The organism is Streptomyces sp. NPDC002133 (assembly GCF_040296405.1).
GTDB lineage: Bacteria > Actinomycetota > Actinomycetes > Streptomycetales > Streptomycetaceae > Streptomyces.
In genome coordinates, this window is sequence record NZ_JBEOXF010000045.1 from 1 (window position 1) to 20,421 (window position 20,421).

Consider the following 20,421-nt stretch of genomic DNA (forward strand, 5'->3'; position numbering starts at 1 on the left):
CACCGCGGTGCGCTTCGCGTCACGTACGAAGCGGGCGAGCGCGTCGTCGTCGGGCGCGGCCGCCGCGGCCGCGGCCGCCGCAGCCACCCCGACCGCGGCCAGCGGCACCGGCTCCGCCGCCCGCGCCACCACGGCCTCACCCGCCCGCAGCACACCCAGCATCTCCCGCAGTTCCGTCAACGCCTGCCGGCCCATGTCACCGACCAGGGCCGCGTTCTTCACCGCCTTCTGCGGATCCTTCAACGCCACCGCCTGCACCGCCGCCGCATGCACCACCATCAGACTCACCCGATGCGCCACGACGTCATGCATCTCGCGCGCGATCCGCGTCCGCTCCTCCGTACGCGCCAGATGCGCCTGCTGCTCGGCCCTGTCCGCCAGCAGCGACAACTCCTGCTCCAGGCTGTCCGCCCGCTCCCGCAGGCTCTCCATCAGCCGCCGCCGCGCCCCCACATACAGCCCCAACAGCACCGGCGGCGCGGTCAGTCCGATCGACATGACCACCGACACCAGCGGCACGTACCACAGCCCCGGATCGAAGTCCGCCGACGCCACGTTCTGCCGGGTCCGTACGAACGTCACGATCAACGTCCCCACCAGGGACATCCCTGCCAGCGCCGCAGTGATCCGCCGAGGCACCTCCGAGGCCGCGAGTGTGTACAGCCCGACGATCCCCATCAGGAAGCCCATCTCGGCCGGCGTGACCGCGATCGAGACCAGCACCACACTCGCCGGCCACCGCCGCCGCAGCACGAGCACCGATCCGGCGATCAGCCCGAAGACGACCCCGACCGGCACCGGCAACGCAGCCGTGTCCGCGAACCGGACCCCCTCCAGCGCACACTCCACCGCGGACACGAGACCGAGCCCCACGTCCAGCACCGCACTGCGCCGCCGCCCCCACCACAGCCAGGAGCGGGCGCTGTCGCCCGCAGAGTCCTGGTGTGCCCCCGTTGTGGTCATGTCTTCCAGCCTACGGAAGCCCGCGACCGATTTTCGGCGACTGCAGCAGCACGAAACGTCATCGAACATAAACGCAACGCACACCCGCCGCCCGAACTGGTGAATCGACCAGATTTTCGACCCGAACGTTCGCATTCGTCATGAGCCTTTGCCCATGACGCCGCCACCGGCGGGTACGCCGGCATCGAAGGCCTCCGCAAACAAGCGTTCGCACTGCACAGGGCAGGCCTCGGTCTCCGCCGGATCCGTGACCGACTCCACAGCGACCACCGTGGCCGCCTCGCCGTCCACACCACCAAGAGCGCCGATCCCTACCGTCGCGTAGAAGGCGCTTGGTACGGCATAGTGTTGGGTGCCGATCCGGCGACCTGACCGAATGTCCGGTTCAGTCGGTCACCGTCCCCCGTGGTGTAATTGGCAGCACTGTGGCTTTTGGTGCCATCTGTTCGGGTTCGAGTCCTGACGGGGGAGCATCGCACGTTCGGGTCCTGACCTCCACGGTCAGGACCCGCCCTCATTTCACCCCTGAAACGCACCGGTATCCTTCGGGTGTCCCCCAGCCGAAGCACCGAAGCCGAAGGGCATTTCCGTGAGCGCCAACCGCCCGGCCGCCGTCGTCGTCCTCGCAGCGGGTGAGGGCACCCGCATGAAGTCGAAGACCCCCAAGGTTCTGCACGAGATCGCCGGGCGCTCGCTCGTCGGGCATGTCGTGTCCGCCGCCCGTGAGCTGGATCCCGAGCAGCTCGTCGTGGTCGTCGGCCACGCGAGCGAGCAGGTCGAGGAGCACCTCGCCACGCACTACGCGGGGACGCGCACCGCGTACCAGGCCGAGCAGAACGGCACGGGGCATGCCGTGCGGATGGCCCTGGAGGAGCTGGGGCGGACGCCCGAGGGCACGGTGGTCGTCGTGTGCGGGGACACCCCTCTTCTCTCCGGTGAGACGTTGACGGCGCTGGCCGCGACGCACGCCGCCGACGGGAATGCCGTGACCGTGCTGACCGCGGAGGTGCCGGACTCGACGGGGTACGGGCGGATCGTGCGCGATGCGGCGAGCGGTGCGGTGACGGCGATCGTCGAACACAAGGACGCGTCCGAGGCCGAGCGGGCCATCAAGGAGATCAACTCGGGTGTGTTCGCGTTCGACGGGCAGCTGCTCGCGGACGCGCTGGGCAAGGTCCGTACGGACAACAGCCAGGGCGAGGAGTACCTCACGGATGTGCTGGGGATTCTCCGCGAGGCCGGTCACCGCGTGGGCGCGTCCGTGGCGGGTGACCACCGGGAGATTCTCGGTATCAACAACCGCGTGCAGCTCTCCGAGGCGCGCAGGCTGCTGAACGAGCGGCTGCTGGAGCGGGCGATGACGGCCGGCGTGACGGTCGTCGATCCGGCGTCGGTGCTGGTGGACGTCACGGTGACGTTCGAGCGGGATGCGGTGATCCATCCGGGTACGCAGTTGCTGGGTGCGACGCACATCGCGGAGGACGCCGAGGTCGGCCCGAACACCCGGCTGAGGGACACGACGGTGGGCAAGGGTGCCCGGGTCGACAACACGGTGGCCGAGAGCGCGGTCATCGGCGAGTCGGCGTCCGTCGGCCCGTACGCCTACCTGCGTCCCGGTACGAAGCTCGGCCTGAAGTCGAAGGCCGGTACGTACGTGGAGATGAAGAACGCCACGATCGGTGAGGGCACGAAGGTGCCGCATCTGTCGTATGTCGGTGACGCGACGATCGGCGAGTACACGAACATCGGCGCTGCGAGCGTCTTTGTGAACTACGACGGTGAGACGAAGCACCACACCACGATCGGGTCCCACTGCAAGACGGGCTCGGACAACATGTTTGTTGCTCCTGTCACAGTCGGGGACGGCGCGTACACCGCGGCGGGCTCCGTCATCACCAAGGACGTGCCGCCCGGTTCGCTCGCCGTGGCCCGTGGCCAGCAGCGGAATATCGAGGGTTGGGTGGCTCGCAAGCGTCCGGGAAGCGCGGCGGCACAGGCTGCCACGGAGGCAGGGAAGCTGCTCAACGGCGAGGGCTGACCGAAAACAGGTGCGTCAATCTCGGCGTACCGTGATACGTGCACATGATTCGGCTGGCTCGCCGCACAAGGGACGGGCGGATCAGCAGCAGAGCTACACGTCTGAGGAGACAGTGCTGTGACCGGGATCAAGACGACCGGCGAGAAGAAGCTGATGCTCTTCTCCGGCCGCGCCCACCCCGAGCTGGCCGAACAGGTCGCACACCAGTTGGGTGTCGGCCTGGTGCCGACCAAGGCGTTCGATTTCGCCAACGGCGAGATCTACGTGCGTTTCCAGGAGTCGGCCCGTGGTGCGGACTGCTTTCTGATGCAGAGCCACACGGCTCCCATCAACAAGTGGATCATGGAACAGCTGATCATGATCGATGCGCTGAAGCGGGCCTCGGCCCGGAGCATCACCGTGATCCTCCCGTTCTACGGCTACGCCCGCCAGGACAAGAAACACCGTGGCCGTGAGCCGATCTCGGCCCGTCTGGTCGCGGATCTGATGAAGACCGCGGGCGCGGACCGCCTTCTCACGGTCGATCTGCACACGGACCAGATCCAGGGCTTCTTCGACGGCCCGGTGGACCATCTGTTCGCGCTGCCGCTGCTCGCGGACTACGTGGGTGCGAAGGTCGACCGTGCGAAGCTGACCGTGGTGTCGCCGGACGCCGGCCGTGTGCGGGTCGCCGACCGCTGGTGCGACCGGCTGGACGCGCCGCTGGCGATCGTGCACAAGCGCCGGGACAAGGACGTGGCGAACCAGGTCACCGTTCACGAGGTCGTGGGCAATGTCGAGGGCCGCGTGTGTGTCCTGGTCGACGACATGATCGACACGGGCGGCACGATCTGTGCCGCTGCTGACGCGCTGTTCGCGCACGGTGCGGAGGACGTCATCGTGACGGCGACGCACGGTGTGCTGTCCGGTCCGGCGGCCGACCGGCTGAAGAACTCTCAGGTGAGCGAGTTCGTGTTCACGGACACGCTGCCGGATCCGAACAATCTGGAGCTGGACAAGATCACGGTCCTGTCGATCGCTCCGACGATCGCGCGCGCGGTGCGTGAGGTGTTCGAGGACGGTTCGGTGACGAGCCTGTTCGAGGAGCAGTAGAGATCGATTTAGGCTGCGGCCTCCCTCCGGGTAGACTCATCGGGTTGCTCGGCGAGGGAGGCCGTACCTGTTTCGGTACGGCGGTCCGTTATCGACGCGCTCTTCGTAGCAGGCCAGTCGTGGCCGGGTAACGGCCACCGTTCGTTTCTGCATACGAGGAGTGCACATGTCCGAGGTGAAGCTCGCCGTCGAGGCCCGCACCGAGTTCGGTAAGGGTGCCGCGCGCCGCATCCGTCGCGAGAGCAAGGTTCCGGGCGTTCTGTACGGCCACGGCGTCGACCCGATCCACGTGACCCTGCCGGGTCACGAGCTGCTGCTGGCCCTGCGTACCCCGAACGTCCTGCTCGCGCTGGAGATCGAGGGCAAGAAGGAGCTGGCGATCCCGAAGGCCGTGCAGCGTGACCCGCTGAGGGGCTTCCTGGAGCACGTCGACCTGCTGCTGGTGAAGCGCGGCGAGAAGGTCAGCGTCGAGGTTCCGGTCCACGCCGAGGGCGAGCTGGCCCCGGGCGGCAACCTGCTGGAGCACGTCCTGAACGCGCTGCCGGTCGAGGCCGAGGCCACCCACATCCCCGAGTCGTTCACCGTCTCCGTCGAGGGCCTGGAGGCCGGCGCCTCCGTCCTGGCGAAGGACGTCCCGCTGCCCAAGGGTGTGACGCTGGCCGTCGAGGACGACGCCGTCGTCCTTCAGGTCCTGGCCGCGCAGGCCGAGGAGCCGACCGCCGAGGGCGCGGCCGAGGCCGAGGGCGAAGAGGCCGCCGCCGAGGCCTGAGCCTCCCGGTAGCCGATCGACTCGCCACCGCCCCCGCACCGTCCGGTGCGGGGGCGGTGGCGTATGAAGGAGACATGCAGCAGATGAGGACGGACGCATCCGCCCCCTGGCTCGTCGTGGGCCTGGGCAATCCTGGGCCGGGCTATGCGGCGAACCGCCACAACGTCGGGTTCATGGTGGCCGACCTGCTCGCCGAGCGGATGAGCGGCACGTTCAAGCGGGCGGCGAAAGCGCAGGCGCAGGTCCTCGAGGGGCGGATCGGCGCTCCCGGACCGGCGAACCGCCGGGTGGTTCTCGCGCAGCCGATGTCGTACATGAATCTCTCCGGTGGTCCGGTGACGGCTCTGCGGGATTTCTACAAGGTGCCGACGGCGAACATCGTTGCGATCCATGACGAGCTGGACATCGACTACGGCACGTTGCGGCTGAAGCTGGGCGGTGGGGACAACGGGCACAACGGGCTGAAGTCCATGACGAAGGCGATGGGCTCGGACTATCACCGGTTGCGGTTCGGGATCGGCCGTCCGCCGGGGCGGATGCAAGTCGCGGACTTCGTGCTGAAGGACTTCTCGGCGGCGGAGCGCAAGGAGCTCGACTACTTCGTGGACCGGGCGGCGGATGCGGTGGAGTGTCTGGTGACGGAGGGGCTGGAGCGGGCGCAGAGTGCGTACAACTCCTGACAAGGCCCACATACCACTGGCCTGAGGTTGACCCAGCGCGGTCGCTTGCCGAAGGATCGCGCCATATGAAGCGGAACTCCTCCGGCCGGATACTCGACCAGGGCCGCCGTGCGGCCATGGTGCTGGTCGCCCTGCTCCTGCTCGTCGCCGGCGCCTGGTCCTCTTGGACGACGGCCCAGCACGTCCTGCTCGCGAAGGGCCGCGAGCACGGCACGCTCACCGTCGCCGGCTGCGGCGAGGAGACGTGCACGGGCCCGTACGACCCCGAGGGTCCCGAGGCGTCCCGCGCCGGCATGACGATCGACCGCTCGGTCGCCGTCACGAAGGGCGCGAAGCTCTCCGTCGTGGTCAAGCCCGGCACCGACGAGGTGGTCCGTACGGGCTGGTCCGGTGCGCTGCACGCCTGGGTGCCGTTCGGCGGCGCGCTCCTTCTGGCGGCGTGCGTGATCGGTGGCGGGCTGCGGTGGAGGCGTATCGCCTGGGGCACTGCGGCGGCGGGCGGTGCCCTGCTGGTGGGGGCGTTCTTCGCGCTCTGATCGGGGCCGCCCGCGCGGGGCCGGGGCCGGAGCAATGCACCACCCACCCGGTTGTCACCGAGGGGTGCGGACGCGAGAACACCGCCGCCCGGCGCCTTTCCGGCGCCGGGCGGCGGTGTTGCCGGCAGGGGCCGGGCGTCAGCCCGTGTTGCGGAGGCCCGCCGCGACGCCGTTCACCGTCAGGAGCAGGGCACGCGCCAGCAGCGGGTCCGTCGGCTCGCCCCGCTCCGCCGCCTCGCGCTGCCGGGCGAGGAGCGAGACCTGGAGGTAGGAGATCGGGTCCAGGTAGGCGTCACGGATCGAGAAGGTCTGCTGGAGCACCGGGTTGGAGTCGAGCAGCTTCTCCCCGCCCGTGACCCGCAGGACCTGCTGCACCGTCAGCTCGTGCTCCGCCTCGATCGTGGCGAACACGTGCTTGAGGTGCTCCGGCACCAGCGTGTCGACGTAGTGCCGGGCGATCCGCAGATCCGTCTTGGCGAGGGTCATCTCCACGTTCGAGATGAAGTTGCGGAAGAAGTGCCACTGCCCGTACATCTCCTTCAGGACCGGGTCGAGGCCCGCGTCCCGCAGAGCCTGGAGCCCGGACCCGACGCCGAACCAGCCGGGCACGATCTGCCGCGACTGCGTCCACCCGAAGACCCACGGGATGGCCCGCAGCCCGTCCAGGCCCGCCCCGCTGTCCGGGCGGCGCGAGGGCCGCGAGCCCAGGTGCAGCTCGGCGAGCTGGTCGACGGGCGTCGAGGCGAAGAAGTACGCGGGCAGGTCCGGGTCCTCCACGAGCCGCCGGTACGCCGCGTGCGCCGCGTCGGAGACCGTGTCCATTGCCGCGTCCCAGCGCGCGAGGGCCTCGTCGCTCTGCCGGGGCGCCGTGTGCAGGGCGGATGCCTGCAGCGTGGCCGCGACCGTGAGCTCCAGGTTCTCCCTGGCCAGGGACGGGATCAGGTACTTGTCGGAGATGACCTCGCCCTGCTCGGTCACCTTGATCTCGCCCTCCAGCGTGCCCCAGGGCTGGGCGAGGATCGCCTCGTGCGTGGGGCCGCCCCCGCGGCCGACGGTGCCGCCGCGGCCGTGGAAGAGCCGCAGCCTGACCCCGTACCGGTGGGCGACGTCGCGGAGCCGGCGCTGTGCCCGGTGGATCTCCCACTGCGAGGTGGTGATGCCGCCGAACTTCGACGAGTCGGAGTAGCCGAGCATGACCTCCTGGACGTCCCCGCGCAGCGACACGAGCCGCCGGTAGGAGGGGTCCGCGAGCATCCCGTCGAGGATGACGTCCGCGGCCTTCAGCTCGTCGGTCGTCTCCAGCAGCGGCACGATGCCGATCTTGGCCCAGCCGGCGTGCAGATCGATGAGCCCGGCCTCGCGCGCGAGCACGGCGGCGGCGAAGACGTCGTCGGCGCCCTGGCACATCGAGATGATGTACGACTCGATGACCTCGGGCCCGAAGCGTTCGAAGGCTTCCTTGACGGTCGCGAACACGCCGAGGGTCTTGGCTCCTGCGGCGTCCAGCGGCGCCGGGCTCGGGGCCAGCGGCCGCCGCGAACGGAGCTCCTTGGCGAGCAGCTTCTGCCGGTAGTCGCGCGGCATGTCCGCGTACCGCCAGGACTCCTCGCCGAGCCGGTCGAAGAGCTGGCCGAGCGCGTGGTGGTGGGCGTCCGCGTGCTCGCGTACGTCCATGGTGGCGAGCTGCAGGCCGAAGGCGGCGAGCGTGCGGATCGTGCGGTCGAGGCGGCCGTCGGCGACCAGTGCGCCGCGGTGCTCGCGCAGCGACGTCTGGATGAGGGTCAGGTCGTGCAGCAGCTCGGCGGTGCCGAGGTAGTCGCGGCCCTCCTCGTGGGCGGTGCCCTTGGCGAGGCGCTTGCGCGTGTTGACGAGCTTCTGGCGGATGCAGGTGGCCTTGAGGCGGTACGGCTCCTCGGCGTTGAGCCGCTTGTAGCGGGGGCTGATCTCCGGGAGGCGCTCCAGGTCGTTCTGGAGGGAGGCGAGGAGCTCCTCGGTGGCTCCGGCGTACCGGATCGAGTTGGACAGCAGGGCGCGCAGGGAGTCGATTGTCTCCAGCGCGTCGGTGATGCCGTGCTCGTGCTGGAGGATCAGCACCTCGCGGGTGACGTCCGGGGTGACGTTCGGGTTGCCGTCGCGGTCGCCGCCGATCCAGGTGCCGAAGGTGAGCGGGCGGGTGCCCGGCGGCAGCTCGACGCCGACGCGCTCCAGCTCGGCGGCGAGATCCTCGAGGACGTCGCCGACGGCGCCCTGGTGCAGCTCGTCGAGGTAGTAGATGGCGTTGCGGGCCTCGTCGGCAGGCTCGGGGCGCACGACGCGGAGCTCGTCGGTCTGCCAGACGAGGTCGATGTTCTCGGCGAGCCGAAGATCGTGCCGGCGCCGGTCGGCGGCGATGACCGGGGTCTCGAGGAGTTCGGCGATGCGCCTGAGCTTGTTGAGGACGGACCGGCGCGCGGCCTCGGTCGGGTGCGCGGTGAACACGGGCCGCACGTTCAGGTTCCGCACGGTCGCGCGCAGGTGCTCGGGGTCGGCCTCCTTGAGCATGTCGGCGGTGCGCGAGAGCAGTCCGCCCTCGGCCGCGCGCCGTTCGCGCATCTCGCGTCCGCGGTGCACCTGCTCGGTGACATTGGCAAGATGGAAATACGTGGAGAACGCCCGGACGAGCTTCGTGGCGGTCTCCAGGTCGGTGTCCCCGAGCAGCTCAGCGGCGGCCTCGCCGTCCGTGCGCGTGAGGGCTCGTACACGTTCGACGAGCTCCAGGAGCTCGGGACCTTCCTGCCGTACGAGGGTTTCGCCCAGCAGATCGCCCAGTCGGCGGATGTCGGAGCGCAGCTCCGCGCTGGCGGATGAGGTCTGGTCGGCACTGCTCACAGGTGCGGCTCCTTGCAGTGTTTGAGCACGTCTGGAGGTTTCCGGAGGCTTGCGGACCGCGCTGTCCGACGCGACCAAGGATAGGTGTCCGTTCACGCGCCGTTGTCCACAGCCCTCTTGCCGCGAGGCGTCGCGCTGACATACTTACGACGCCGTAGGTTACGGATCCGTAGCCCGGATCACTCGCACTCCTCACCCCACAGGGGCCACCCCATGACCACAAGTCCCGATGTGATCGACGACGCCCGGAAGCCGTCCGAATCCGACCTGCCTGCTGCCACGCTCGGCGGAGAAAAGAAGCGTTCGATCGAGCAGATCGCCCTGCTGCTGTTCATCACGGTGCCCTTCCTCGCCCTCCTCGCGGCGGTGCCGCTGGCCTGGGGCTGGGGCGTGAGCTGGCTCGATCTCGGCCTGATGGTGGTGATGTACTACATCGGCTGCCACGGCATCACGATCGGTTTCCACCGCTATTTCACGCACGGTTCCTTCAAGGCGAAGCGTCCGCTGCGGATCGTGCTGGCGGTTATGGGGTCGCTGGCCGTGGAGGGCCCGCTGGTGCGCTGGGTGGCGGACCACCGCAAGCACCACAAGTTCTCGGACGCCGAGGGCGACCCGCATTCGCCGTGGCGTTTCGGTGAGACGGTCCCGGCGCTGATGAAGGGCCTGTGGTGGGCGCACATCGGCTGGCTGTTCGACGAGGAGCAGACGCCTCAGCACAAGTACGCGCCGGATCTGATCAAGGACCCGGCGATCCGGGCGGTGTCCCGCCAGTTCGTCTACTGGACGATCGTCTCGCTCGCGATCCCGCCGCTGGTCGGCGGTCTGGTGACGATGTCGTGGTGGGGCGCCTTCACCGCGTTCTTCTGGGGTTCCCTGGTCCGCGTCGCCCTCCTGCACCACGTGACATGGTCGATCAACTCGATCTGCCACGCGGTGGGCAAGCGTCCCTTCAAGTCGCGTGACCGCTCGGGCAATGTGTGGTGGCTTGCGGTGCTGTCGTGCGGCGAGTCGTGGCACAACCTGCACCACGCCGACCCGACCAGCGCGCGGCACGGTGTGATGCGCGGGCAGATCGACTCCAGCGCCCGGATCATCCGCTGGTTCGAGCTGCTGGGCTGGGCGTACGACGTGCGCTGGCCGAGCGCGGACCGGATCGAAGCCCGGCGCAAGACGGAGGCCGCAGAAGCGGCATGATTGAAGACGTGGCGATCGACGGCGGTATCAGCAGCAGCGACAAGCCCCGGCGCGGGCGCAGAGTCCGCATGACGGGGGCGGAGCGCCGCCAGCAACTGCTCGACATCGGTCGCACACTCTTCGCCGAGAAGGGGTTCGAGGGCACGTCGGTCGAGGAGATCGCGGCGAAGGCCGGGGTCTCCAAGCCGGTGGTGTACGAGCACTTCGGCGGCAAGGAGGGTCTGTACGCGGTCGTGGTGGACCGCGAGATGCGGCAGCTCCTCGACATAGTGACGGGCGCGCTCACCGCCGGCCATCCGCGTGAGCTGCTGGAGCAGGCGGCGTTCGCCCTGCTCGACTACATCGAGAAGTACACGGACGGCTTCCGCATCCTGGTCCGTGACTCGCCGGTGGCCCAGTCGACGGGTACCTTCGCCTCGCTCATCAGCGACATCGCCACGCAGGTGGAGGACATCCTGGGCCTGGAGTTCAAGGCCCGCGGCTTCGATCCGAAGCTGGCGCCGCTGTATGCACAGGCACTGGTGGGGATGGTCGCCCTGACCGGCCAGTGGTGGCTGGACGTCCGCAAGCCGAAGAAGGCGGAGGTCGCGGCGCATCTGGTGAATCTGGCGTGGCACGGTCTGGACGGTCTGGAGCAGAAGCCGCGGCTGATAGGGCACCGCAAGAGCTGAGGCGGTCCGGCCGCACGGTCGCAGCGGGCCCTGAGGTTGCTCAGTTTTCCCGGGTTCCTCAGTTTTCTCCCGGCTCTCGCACCCCTCTCGTAAGCTCCTGTTCGCCTTCCGACCCCCTGTTTTCGCAGGTCCCCCCCTTGTAGGGTCCATGGCATTCCGGGAACAGTCCGGCCTTCATCCAGTTCAAAGATGAAGCTTCTGCGGACATGATTCGACCGGTTCCACCACTCATCCCCAGGGGGGGCCTTGTCTTCAGTGGAATCCGGCCGCTCCGGCGGCGCGCGCATGAGACGCGCCCGGCGGATCGCTGCCTGCACTGCACTCGCATTCTCGGCCGGCATGGTGCTGACCGGCCAGGCGTCGGCGGACACCCCCGTGCCGCCGCACAGGAAGGTCGAGCGGGCCACGCCCGACTTCACGGCGCCCGAGCTCACGCCCTGGACGCGCCCCGCACAGCGGGAGGGCCGCTCCGCCGGGGCGGCCGCGGCGGGCCCGCTGACGCCCCGTTTCGATGTGAACGGCGACGGCGAGACCGAACTCCTCTACCGCGCCATCAACGACGTCGTGTATCTCTCGCCGTCCAACTCGGACACCGAGAACGAGTACGGCATCTATGGCGCCCCGGACGAGAAGCTCAAGGACATCCTGCCGATCGGCGACCTGGACGCCAATGGCAGGTCCGACCTGCTGACGCTCTCCGCGTACGGCGTGCTGTCGACCCACGAGTCCTACGACGCGACCGGCGCGAGCCCCGCCGTGTGGCAGGGCAAGGGCTGGCAGGGCTACAACAAGCTCACCGTTCCCGGCGATGTGAGCGGCGACGGCAGGATGGACCTGCTGGCACGCACGCCCGGCGGAGAGCTGTATCTGTACACGACGAACGGCTCGCTCGTGGAGCCCTTCGCGCCGCGTGTGAAGGTCGGCACCGGCTGGGGCGTGTACGACCAGCTCGTCGGTGCCAACGATGTCAACGGCGACGGCATCGGTGATCTGTTCGCGCGTACGCCCGGCGGCGATCTGTACTTCTACGCCGGCACGGGCAACACGGCGGCGCCGTTCGCGGCCCGCGTCAAGGTCGGCGGCGGCTGGGCGATCTACAACCAGCTCCTCACCGTCGACGACATCGACGGCGACGGTCTGGCGGATCTCGTCGCCCGGACGCACAACGGCACGCTGTACGTGTACATCTCCACGGGGTCCGGACTGCTGGCCCCGCGCGTGGAGTGGGGGACGGGCTGGAACGTGGCGACCCTGTTCGCCTCCTCCGGCGGGAACCCCGAGGTCGGCAAGGGCGAGGTGCTCGCGCTCGACACCAAGGGCACGCTGTTCTGGTACTGGTCGCTGAACAACGGACTGCTCAGCCCTCGCGAGCAGGTGAGCGACACGGGTGGCTGGGCAGGGGCCGGGAAGCTCGTCTTCACCTCGTCGCTGGACATCGACGGCCAGGCCGATCTGCTCGAGGTGTTCGACGGCACGCTCTACAACTACCAGCTCGCCGGAAGCGACGGCGGGCCCTACGCCATCGGCTCCGGCTGGGGCCAGTACAACAGCCTCCTCGCCCCCGGCGACCTGAGCGGCGACGGCAAGGGCGACCTGCTGGCGCGCAACAGCTCCGGCCGGCTCTACCTGTACCGCGGCAACGGCGAGGGCACGGCTTTCGCGAGCCGCGTCAGCGTGGGCTCCGGCTGGGGCATCTACAACCGGATCGTCGGCGCCGGGGACATCACCGGGGACGGCCGGGCCGACATCGTGGCCCGTGACTCCGGCGGCAACCTCTATCTGTACGCGGGTACGGGCAGCGCCACCGCGCCGTTCAAGGGACGGGTCAAGATCGGCCCCGGCTGGAACACCTACAACAAGCTGCAGGCCCCGGGTGACATCGACGGGGACGGGCGGGCGGACCTGCTCGCTACGGACTCCGCGGGGACGCTGTGGCGGTACTCCGCCAACGGCACCGGGTCGTTCAAGGCACGGGTGAAGATCGGCCCCGGCTGGAACGCCTACGCCGGCCTGCACTGACGCACTGACGAGTGTCCTCGGCACGACCCGGTCGGCGGTCGGCCCGGTCCCTTCTACGGGACCGGCCGGTCGCCGACCGGGCGGTTAAACCCGGCGAACCGGTCATGGCGCCTGCTCGGCGTCCGGCTCCAGGAACTCCAGCCGGTTGCCGGCCGGGTCCTCGGAGAAGAAGCGCCGGTGGCCCGGGAGGTCGCGGTCCCAGACGACCTTCGCGCCGTGGGATGCGAGGCGGTCGGCATACGCCTCGATGCCGCTGACGCGCAGGCCGGGGTGGGCCTTCCTCGCGGGGTGGAAGTCACTCTGGATGCCCACGTGGAGCTGTACGGCCCCTGCCTGGAACCAGCAACCGCCGTTGGCGGCGAGGGCCGGGGGCTTGGGGATCTCGGTCATGCCGAGGGCATCGGCGTAATAGGCGCGCAAGGCGTCCTCGGTGCCCGGCGGCGCGGCGAGCTGAACGTGGTCGACTGCGGTCAGCATCGGTTCCCCCTCTCGTGTCTACTGCGGTTTGCGGGCCACCGAGAAGATGCGGCGGAACGGGAACACCGTTCCGTGCGGCCCGGGCGGATAGGCCTTGCGCAGCAGATCGCGGTACTGGCCGAGGAATTCCTCGATCGCGGCGTCGTCCCCCTCCAGGGCGGTGAGGACCGGCCGCAGCGCCGTTCCCTTCACCCAGTCGAGCACGGGGTCCTCGCCGGCGAGGAGTTGGGAGTACGTCGTCTCCCAGACGTCCGTCGCGCAGCCCAGGTCGGCGAGCCGCATGAGGTAGTCGGCGGGTTCCAGGACATGGACGAAGCGGCGGCCCTGGTCGGCTAGGCGGTCGCGCCACTGGGGCGTGTCGCAGAGTTCGCCGAGCAGGGCGTGGCTGGGTGAGGTGAAGTTCCCCGGGACCTGGAAGGCGAACGTGCCGCCGGGCGCGAGGCCCTCGATCCAGGTGGGGAGCGACTCGGGGTGGTTGGGCACCCATTGCAGTGCGGCGTTGGAGACGATCAGGTCGTACGGCTCGTCGGGCGTCCAGTGCGCCGCGTCGGCGGGGCGGAAGTCGAGCCAGCCGCCGCCGGAGGTGGTGCCCGCGTACTCCTTCTCGGCCCGGGCGAGCATCTCCGGGGAGAGGTCGAAGCCGGTGATTCGGGCGTCGGGCCAGCGGTCGGCGAGGAGGACGGTCACATTGCCCGGCCCGCAGCCGAGGTCGGCGATGCGCGGGGAACGAGTGCCGTGCGGCAGCTCGGGTATCCGGGCGAGAAGGTCGAGGAACGGGCGGGTCCTGTGGCCGGAATGACGGAGGTACTGCTGTGGATCCCAGGTTGGTGCGGAATGCATGTTCGAGCCCCCTTACTGGAACGGTGCAGGCAAGCGGAACGGGGTTCCGGCCCGACCATGCCCAATAGTCCATCGAAATATATCTTGACGTCAAGAGACTTCATGTCGACAGACCCTTTACACTGATCGTCATGGAGGACGAGGTCGACCGACTGGTTGCTGCATGGCGCCGCGAGCGCCCCGACCTCGACGTGGAACCGCTCGAGGTGCTCAGCCGTGTCTCCAGGCTGGCCCGGCATCTCGACCGCGCCCGTCGGCTCGCGTTCTCCGAGCACAGCCTGGAGCCCTGGGAGTTCGACGTCCTGACGTCGCTGCGGCGCGCGGGCGCTCCGTATCAGCTCTCCCCCGGCCAGTTGCTGACGCAGACCCTGGTGACCTCCGGCACGATGACCAACCGGATCGACCGGCTCGCCAAGAAGGGTCTGGTCGGGCGGCTGCCCGACCCGAGCGACCGGCGCGGGGTGCTGGTGCGCCTCACCCCCGAGGGCCGCGACCGTGCCGACCAGGCGCTCGCCGGACTGCTCGCCCAGGAGCGCGCGATCCTCGGCGAGCTGTCCCGTGCCCAGCGGGGCGAACTGGCCGCGCTGCTACGCCAGCTGACCGCCCCGTTCGACAACATCCCCGGCTAGTTCCGCCGGCCCCACACCGGCCCGCCGGGCCAGCGCCACCGCCGCGAGCGTGGAGTGCACGCCCAGCTTCCCCAGCACGTTCTGCATGTGCGTGCGGACCGTGTGCGGGGAGAGGAAGAGGCGCTCGGCGACCGCCTTGCGGCCGAGACCGGCCACCATGCAGCGCAGCACCTCGCGTTCGCGCGGGGTGAGGGACTCGACGAGCCGCTCGCTCTCGGTGCGGTGCTTGCGCGCGGCGGTCAGCTCCCGCAGTACGCCGGTCAGCAGCGCGGGCGGCAGATGCGTCTCCTCGCGGAGCACCCCGCGGATCACCGTGAGCAGCCGCTGCAGCGAACAGTCCTTGGCGACCCAGCCGGAGGCGCCGGCCTGCAGCGCGAGCGCTGCCCGGCGCGGGTCGTCCTTCTCGGCGAGCACCACGGAGCGGACCGCGGGCCTGGCCGAACGGACCGCGGCCACCAGGGAGATGCCGTCCACGAAACCGCCCTCCCCGTTGTCGGGGACGGCCCGCGCGACGACCGGGGCGGCCGGTGCGGGGGCGACGCCCAGATCGGCGTCGACGAGCATCACGTCGAATCTGCGGCCGTCGGCCGCCGCGCGCTCCAGGCAGCGCAGCGCGGCGGGACCGCTGCCGGCCGCGGCGACGTCGACGTCCGGCTCGGCCGCGAGCGCCGCGGCGAGGGACTCGGCGAAGATTCGGTGGTCATCCACCACCAGGACCCGGATACGAACCACAGACACCCCCAGCTGCCCTTTTCCGGCGGAGGACCGGATGGCGCGGGTACGGCGCCCGAGGATGGAGAGGTACGCAGTCCACGGCCGCCGCCGCGCTCTTGACTGCTACCCCGCCCCGGGCGACGTACCCGACTGTCTCGCCCCCTGAACAGCACCGGCCCCCACCGGTGCTGTGCATCAGAGTAAGGCCGGGCGTGAGGAGCGGAAGGATATTTGCAGAACTGGTTGGCCAGGGTGTTTGGCGTGTGCTTGTTGTTTCGGAATGAGACAGAAGTCGACAGAGATCATTACTGAATGCGGCACGCACCACCCGAAGGAACCGCGGGGAACACCCTCGGCGCGGTGTGACCCGCCGCCGCGAAGGCCTCCTTGACCTCCTTGGCCACCAGGTCCGCTGCGTCCTCCTCGACCAGGACGACCGCCGAGCCGCCGAAGCCGCCGCCGGTCATCCGGGCGCCCAGCGCACCCGCTGCGTTCGCCACGGAGACCACCAGGTCCAGCTCCCGGCAGGAGACCCGGAGATCGTCCCGCAGCGAGGCATGGCCCTCGGTGAGGACCGGGCCGACACCGCGGAGATCGCCCGCGTCGAGGAGGGCGATCGTCCGTTCGACACGGTGGTTGTCGCTGACGACATGGCGCACGTAGCGGCGAATCTCGTCGACCGGTCCGGGAGACGCCTCCCGGGAGAGCGCGGCGTCGGTCAAACGCCCGAGGGCATCCGGCAGTTGCGCGTACGGGACTTCGCGCAGCGCGCGCACGCCCAGCGCCCGCGCACCCGCCTCGCAGCCGGCGCGCCGCTGTGCGTACGCGCCGTCCCCGAGCGCGTGCTTCACGCGGGTGTCGACGACCAGGAGCCGCAGGCCGTGGGCCGCGAGGTCGAAGGGGACCTGACGCCGGGTGAGGTCCCGGGTGTCGAGGAACAGGGCATGGCCCTCGGTGCAGCAGGCCGACGCCATCTGGTCCATGACCCCGCACGGGACGCCGACGAACGCGTTCTCGGCACGCTGGGCCAGCACGGCCAGCCGATCGGGCTCGATGCCGAGTCCGTACATCTCGTTCAGGGCGAGCGCGGTGACGACCTCGAGGGCCGCGGAGGAGGAGAGGCCCGCACCCGTGGGCACGTCGGACGCTATCTGCACGTCGGCGCCGGTGACCTGATGCCCGGCCTCCCGCAGCGCCCAGACCACACCCGCCGGGTAGGCCGCCCAGCCGGAGTCGGAACCCGGCGCGAGATCCTCGACCACCAGCTCGACCACGCCCTGGTCCATGTCCGCCGAGTGGACCCGCAGGACCCCGTCGGTACGCCGCGCCACCGCGGCGACCGCCCGGTGCGGCAGGGCGAGCGGCATCACGAAGCCGTCGTTGAAGTCGGTGTACTCGCCGATCAGATTGACCCGGCCCGGTGCGGCCCAGACGCCCTCGGGGGCGTATCCGTACAGCTCGGCGAACCGCCGCGCGACGACGCTCATCGCTCGGCCGCCCTCTCCCGCGCGAAGGCCCACGCGTCCGCGACGATGCCGGCGAGGTCCGCCCGGGACGGGGACCAGCCGAGGCGCTCGTGGGCGGCGGCGGCCGAGGCGACGAGCACGGCAGGGTCACCGGGGCGGCGCGCTGCGGCGATCGCGGGGACGGGGCGTCCGGTGACCTTGCGGGCGGTCTCGATGACCTCGCGGACCGAGAAGCCGTTGCCGTTGCCGAGGTTGCAGATCAGATGCTCGCCCCCGGTGACCTTGTCCATGGCGAGCAGATGCGCCTCGGCCAGGTCCGCGACGTGGATGTAGTCCCGGACGCAGGTGCCGTCGGGGGTCGGGTAGTCGTCGCCGAAGACGGAGATCGCCTCGCGCTCGCCGAGGGCGACCTGGAGGACGAGCGGGATGAGATGCGACTCGGGGTCGTGGCGCTCGCCGAAGCTGCCGTACGCGCCCGCCACGTTGAAGTAGCGCAGCGAGGCGGCGGCCAGCCCGTGCGCGGCGCACTCGCCGCTGATCATGTGGTCGACGGCCAGCTTCGACGCGCCGTACGGGCTGGTCGGGGCGGTCGGGTCGGTCTCGGTGATGGGGGTGGAGACCGGCTCCCCGTACGTCGCCGCGGTCGAGGAGAAGACCAGCTTGCGGACGCCGGCGGAGCGCATCGCGGCGAGCAGCGCCGTCGTCCCGCCGACGTTGTTCACCCAGTACTTCTCGGGGTCCGTGACCGACTCGCCGACCTGCGAGAACGCGGCGAAGTGGAGCACGCCGTCGTACGAGGGGTCGAGCAGGCGCGCGGCGTCCTGGACCCGGCCCTCGATGAACGTGGCGCCGTCCGGTACGCCTGCCCGGAAGCCCGTGGACAGATCGTCGAGCACGGTCACCTCGTGCCCGGCCTCCAGCAGATGCGCGGCCACCACACTGCCGACATAGCCGGCGCCGCCCGTCACCAGGTACTTGCTGCTCACGTGCTCGCTACCTCTCGCAGTCGCTGGGCCGCGGACTCCGGCGGCACATCGTTGATGAACACACTCATGCCGGACTCGGAACCCGCGAGAAACTTCAGCTTTCCGAAAGTGCGGCGGACGGTGAAGAGCTCGAGGTGGAGCGCGAAGTCCGCGCGCCGGAAGCCGTCGCCGTCACCGAACGGCGCCTGGTGCCAGGCGGCGATGTACGGCGTCGGCGGTTCACCCGTGCCGAAGATCCGGTCGAAGCGCCTCAACAGTTCCAGATAGACCTGTGGGAACTCTGTGCGCGCCGCGTCGTCCAGCTCTCTCAGATCCGGCACCCGGACGCGCGGATACAGATGCACCTCGTACGGCCAGTGCGCCGCGTACGGCACGAAGGCCACCCAGTGCTCGCCCTCGAGAACCACTCGCACGGAGTCGGCGAGCTCGCGCGCGAGGGTGTCGTCGAAGAGATTCCGGCCGGTGGCGGCCCGGTGCTCGGCGACCGAGCGCTGCATGAGGGCGGTGCGGGGCGTGACGAAGGGATACCCGTAGATCTGCCCGTGCGGATGGCCGAGGGTGACGCCGATCTCGGCACCCCGGTTCTCGAAGCAGAACACCTGCTTGATCTGCGGCAGTTCGGCAAGGTCCGCGGTGCGGTCGGTCCAGACCTCCAGCACGAGGGCGGCCTGCTCCTCGCTGAGCCCGGCGAAGGAGGTGTCGTGGTCGGGGGTGAAGCAGACGACCTCGCAGCGGCCCGATTCCCCGGCGAGGGAGGGAAAGCGGTTCTCGAAGACGACGACGTCGTAGTCGCTGTCCGGGATCTCGCTGAGTCTGCCGTCCCTGGACGGACACAGCGGGCACTCGTCGGCGGGCGGGTGGTAGGTGCGGCCCTGGCGGTGGGAGGCGATGGCGACCGCGTCGCCGAGCAGCGGATCGTGGCGGATCTCCGAGGCCGTGGAGACGGGGTCGAGGTGCCGCCGGTCCAGGGCCTCGCGGACGATGTCGTCGCGGCGGTCGTAGTACAGCAGCTCCCGACCGTCGGCGAGCCTGGTCACCGTCTTCTTCACACCGGCGCTCCTCATGAATGTCATCAAACAGAACCACACACAAAGAACCATGAGCGAACAGGCCTCGTCAATGCCCGGCGTGGTGCGGTGGGAGGGCTCCGCCCCCGATCCCCCTGCCCACTGCCCCGTACTCTGCGCCTGGGGCCTCTGCCGTGGCGCGGGCGCGTCACGGCAGAGGCGGCCGCCGAACGCCTGGCGGTACGCCCGGCGACGACGGCCGACCGGAGGCAGCACCCGGGGCCCCAGGTGAGACCGCGCACGATCGGGCGCAGGTCTCCTGATCCAGGTGGGGCCGCGCACGTCCCGGGACGCGATGCTTGTGCCGGGCGACGGGGGCGAGGCCATCCGGGCGGGGCGGAGGCCGTGCCGGGACGGGCCGTTCGGCCTGGTCGTCCCGGAGCCGCGACACCGAGGCGCAGTCGCTCCAGGGCGGGACGTTCGGGCGCAGCGTCCCGGGGCGGGACGTTCAGGCACGGTCGTCCCGGGCTCGGACGTTCGAGCGCAACGTCCCGAAACCACGACGCTCAGGCGCAGTCGCTCCGGGGCGGGACGTTCAGGCACGGTCGTCCCGGGCTCGGACGTTCAGGCGTAATCGCCCCGAAACCACGACGCTCAGACGCGGTCGCCCAAGCCGCGGCGTTCAGACCTGGTGTCCCGGAGTCGCGGCGCTGAGGCGCGGTCGTCCCGGAGCTGCTGCGTTCAGGCGTGGTCGTCCGGAGCGGGGGCGGGGCCCGGGAGGGGGGATGCGGCTCGGTCCAGGAGGCCCGTGCGGGCCGCCAGGGCCGCGGCCTCCAGACGGGAGCCCACGCCGAGTTTCATCAGGACGCGCTGGACATGGGTACGGGCCGTGCTGGGTGCTATGCCCATGCCCACGGCGATCAGACGCGTGTCCTCGCCCTCGGCAACCCGTACGAGCACCTCCACTTCGCGCGGAGTGAGCATCTGGAGCAGCCGCTGGCCCTCGTCGTCCGGCTGGGCCGTCGGGTTCAGGAGCTCCGTGAAGGCGCCCTGCAGCAGCTGTGGCGCGACCGCCGCCTCGCCCGAGCGCGCCTTGATCATGGCGCGCTCGACGCCCTCGATGCGCTCGTCATGACGTACGTAACCGGACGCGCCGGCCGCGAACGCCGCCGCGATCCCCCGTGGCGACGGCACAGGTCCCAACACGACCACCGCCACCTGCGGGCGCTCCCGCTTGATCCGCACGATCGGGTCGAAGACCCCCGGCTCCGCCGGGGTCGCCGTCCCCAGCAGGCACACCTCGGGCGCCCTGCTCACCACGAGCTCCGCCGCCCCTGCCGTCGGCGCCGCCGCGGCAAGCACCCGGTGCCCGCGCAGCTTCAGAGCCGAGGCGAGCGCCTCGGCGAGCAGTCGGTGGTCGTCGACCACCATGAGCCGCACACCCATCGAGCAAACCCCCCATACCCTGGAGT

Annotated in this window: 18 protein-coding genes and 1 tRNA gene; 10 read left to right on the plus strand and 9 right to left on the minus strand. The window is 70.2% G+C overall.

Features of this window, described 5'->3' with window-relative positions; all coding sequences use genetic code 11:
* Window positions 1-963 (minus strand): sensor histidine kinase (locus ABT078_RS30750; protein ID WP_351233462.1); only part of this gene is annotated, 963 nt, incomplete at its 3' end.
* 399 nt (window positions 964-1,362) lie between these two features.
* On the opposite strand from ABT078_RS30750, the gene ABT078_RS30755 reads away from it, so the two are divergent.
* From ABT078_RS30755 to ABT078_RS30780, 6 genes are all read left to right on the plus strand, one after another.
* A tRNA-Gln gene (locus ABT078_RS30755) sits at window positions 1,363-1,434 on the plus strand.
* 118 nt (window positions 1,435-1,552) lie between these two features.
* Entirely contained in the window at window positions 1,553-3,001 is a 1,449-nt protein-coding gene (gene glmU, locus ABT078_RS30760) for a bifunctional UDP-N-acetylglucosamine diphosphorylase/glucosamine-1-phosphate N-acetyltransferase GlmU (RefSeq protein WP_351233464.1), read from the plus strand.
* Between the two features lie 117 nt (window positions 3,002-3,118).
* On the plus strand, window positions 3,119-4,093 hold the full coding sequence (locus tag ABT078_RS30765; RefSeq protein ID WP_351233466.1) for a ribose-phosphate diphosphokinase: 975 nt from the start codon (window positions 3,119-3,121) through the stop codon (window positions 4,091-4,093).
* Between the two features lie 166 nt (window positions 4,094-4,259).
* Window positions 4,260-4,862 carry a 50S ribosomal protein L25/general stress protein Ctc gene (locus tag ABT078_RS30770; RefSeq protein ID WP_351233468.1) on the plus strand — a complete coding sequence of 201 codons (603 nt, stop codon included), beginning with the start codon at window positions 4,260-4,262 and terminating at the stop codon, window positions 4,860-4,862.
* Window positions 4,863-4,945: 83 nt separating this feature from the next.
* On the plus strand, window positions 4,946-5,542 hold the full coding sequence (pth, locus tag ABT078_RS30775; protein WP_351233561.1) for an aminoacyl-tRNA hydrolase: 597 nt from the start codon (window positions 4,946-4,948) through the stop codon (window positions 5,540-5,542).
* A 65-nt stretch (window positions 5,543-5,607) separates the two neighbouring features.
* The gene (locus tag ABT078_RS30780) at window positions 5,608-6,078 is read left to right on the plus strand and encodes a hypothetical protein (protein ID WP_351233470.1); all 471 of its coding nucleotides are present in this window, start codon (window positions 5,608-5,610) and stop codon (window positions 6,076-6,078) included.
* A 138-nt stretch (window positions 6,079-6,216) separates the two neighbouring features.
* Here ABT078_RS30780 and ppc read toward each other — a convergent pair whose 3' ends face one another.
* The gene (gene ppc, locus ABT078_RS30785) at window positions 6,217-8,946 is read right to left on the minus strand and encodes a phosphoenolpyruvate carboxylase (RefSeq protein WP_351233472.1); all 2,730 of its coding nucleotides are present in this window, start codon (window positions 8,944-8,946) and stop codon (window positions 6,217-6,219) included.
* Between the two features lie 213 nt (window positions 8,947-9,159).
* Between ppc and ABT078_RS30790 the strand changes: the two genes are divergently transcribed.
* The 3 genes from ABT078_RS30790 (at window position 9,160) to ABT078_RS30800 (ending at window position 12,830) form a co-directional block, all read left to right on the plus strand.
* Window positions 9,160-10,140 (plus strand): acyl-CoA desaturase, encoded by a 981-nt coding sequence (locus ABT078_RS30790; protein ID WP_351233474.1) that lies wholly within the window; start codon window positions 9,160-9,162, stop codon window positions 10,138-10,140.
* The gene (locus ABT078_RS30795; protein ID WP_351233476.1) at window positions 10,137-10,811 is read left to right on the plus strand and encodes a TetR family transcriptional regulator; all 675 of its coding nucleotides are present in this window, start codon (window positions 10,137-10,139) and stop codon (window positions 10,809-10,811) included. The genes ABT078_RS30790 and ABT078_RS30795 overlap by 4 nt, the downstream gene beginning before the upstream one ends.
* A gap of 339 nt (window positions 10,812-11,150) precedes the next feature.
* Window positions 11,151-12,830: an FG-GAP-like repeat-containing protein gene (locus ABT078_RS30800; RefSeq protein WP_351233478.1), complete on the plus strand. Its 1,680-nt coding sequence runs from the start codon at window positions 11,151-11,153 to the stop codon at window positions 12,828-12,830.
* A gap of 102 nt (window positions 12,831-12,932) precedes the next feature.
* Here the strand turns inward: ABT078_RS30800 and ABT078_RS30805 are convergent, their stop codons facing one another.
* The gene (locus ABT078_RS30805; RefSeq protein ID WP_351233480.1) at window positions 12,933-13,307 is read right to left on the minus strand and encodes a VOC family protein; all 375 of its coding nucleotides are present in this window, start codon (window positions 13,305-13,307) and stop codon (window positions 12,933-12,935) included.
* Window positions 13,308-13,325: 18 nt separating this feature from the next.
* Entirely contained in the window at window positions 13,326-14,147 is an 822-nt protein-coding gene (locus ABT078_RS30810; protein ID WP_351233482.1) for a trans-aconitate 2-methyltransferase, read from the minus strand.
* Between the two features lie 131 nt (window positions 14,148-14,278).
* Between ABT078_RS30810 and tamR the strand changes: the two genes are divergently transcribed.
* On the plus strand, window positions 14,279-14,776 hold the full coding sequence (gene tamR / locus ABT078_RS30815) for a MarR family transcriptional regulator TamR (RefSeq protein WP_351233485.1): 498 nt from the start codon (window positions 14,279-14,281) through the stop codon (window positions 14,774-14,776).
* Here the strand turns inward: tamR and ABT078_RS30820 are convergent.
* The 5 genes from ABT078_RS30820 to ABT078_RS30840 form a co-directional block, all read right to left on the minus strand.
* The gene (locus ABT078_RS30820) at window positions 14,735-15,508 is read right to left on the minus strand and encodes a LuxR C-terminal-related transcriptional regulator (RefSeq protein WP_351233563.1); all 774 of its coding nucleotides are present in this window, start codon (window positions 15,506-15,508) and stop codon (window positions 14,735-14,737) included. The genes tamR and ABT078_RS30820 overlap by 42 nt on opposite strands.
* A 287-nt stretch (window positions 15,509-15,795) precedes the next feature.
* Window positions 15,796-16,977 carry a galactokinase gene (galK, locus tag ABT078_RS30825; RefSeq protein ID WP_351233487.1) on the minus strand — a complete coding sequence of 394 codons (1,182 nt, stop codon included), beginning with the start codon at window positions 16,975-16,977 and terminating at the stop codon, window positions 15,796-15,798.
* Entirely contained in the window at window positions 16,974-17,942 is a 969-nt protein-coding gene (gene galE / locus ABT078_RS30830; RefSeq protein ID WP_351233489.1) for a UDP-glucose 4-epimerase GalE, read from the minus strand. Before galE ends, galK begins: the two co-directional genes overlap by 4 nt.
* Window positions 17,939-18,991, minus strand: a complete 1,053-nt coding sequence (gene galT / locus ABT078_RS30835) for a galactose-1-phosphate uridylyltransferase (RefSeq protein ID WP_351233491.1) — start codon at window positions 18,989-18,991, stop codon at window positions 17,939-17,941. The genes galE and galT overlap by 4 nt, the downstream gene beginning before the upstream one ends.
* 699 nt (window positions 18,992-19,690) lie before the next feature.
* Window positions 19,691-20,395, minus strand: a complete 705-nt coding sequence (locus ABT078_RS30840) for a helix-turn-helix transcriptional regulator (protein WP_351233493.1) — start codon at window positions 20,393-20,395, stop codon at window positions 19,691-19,693.
* Window positions 20,396-20,421: the final 26 nt, after the last annotated feature.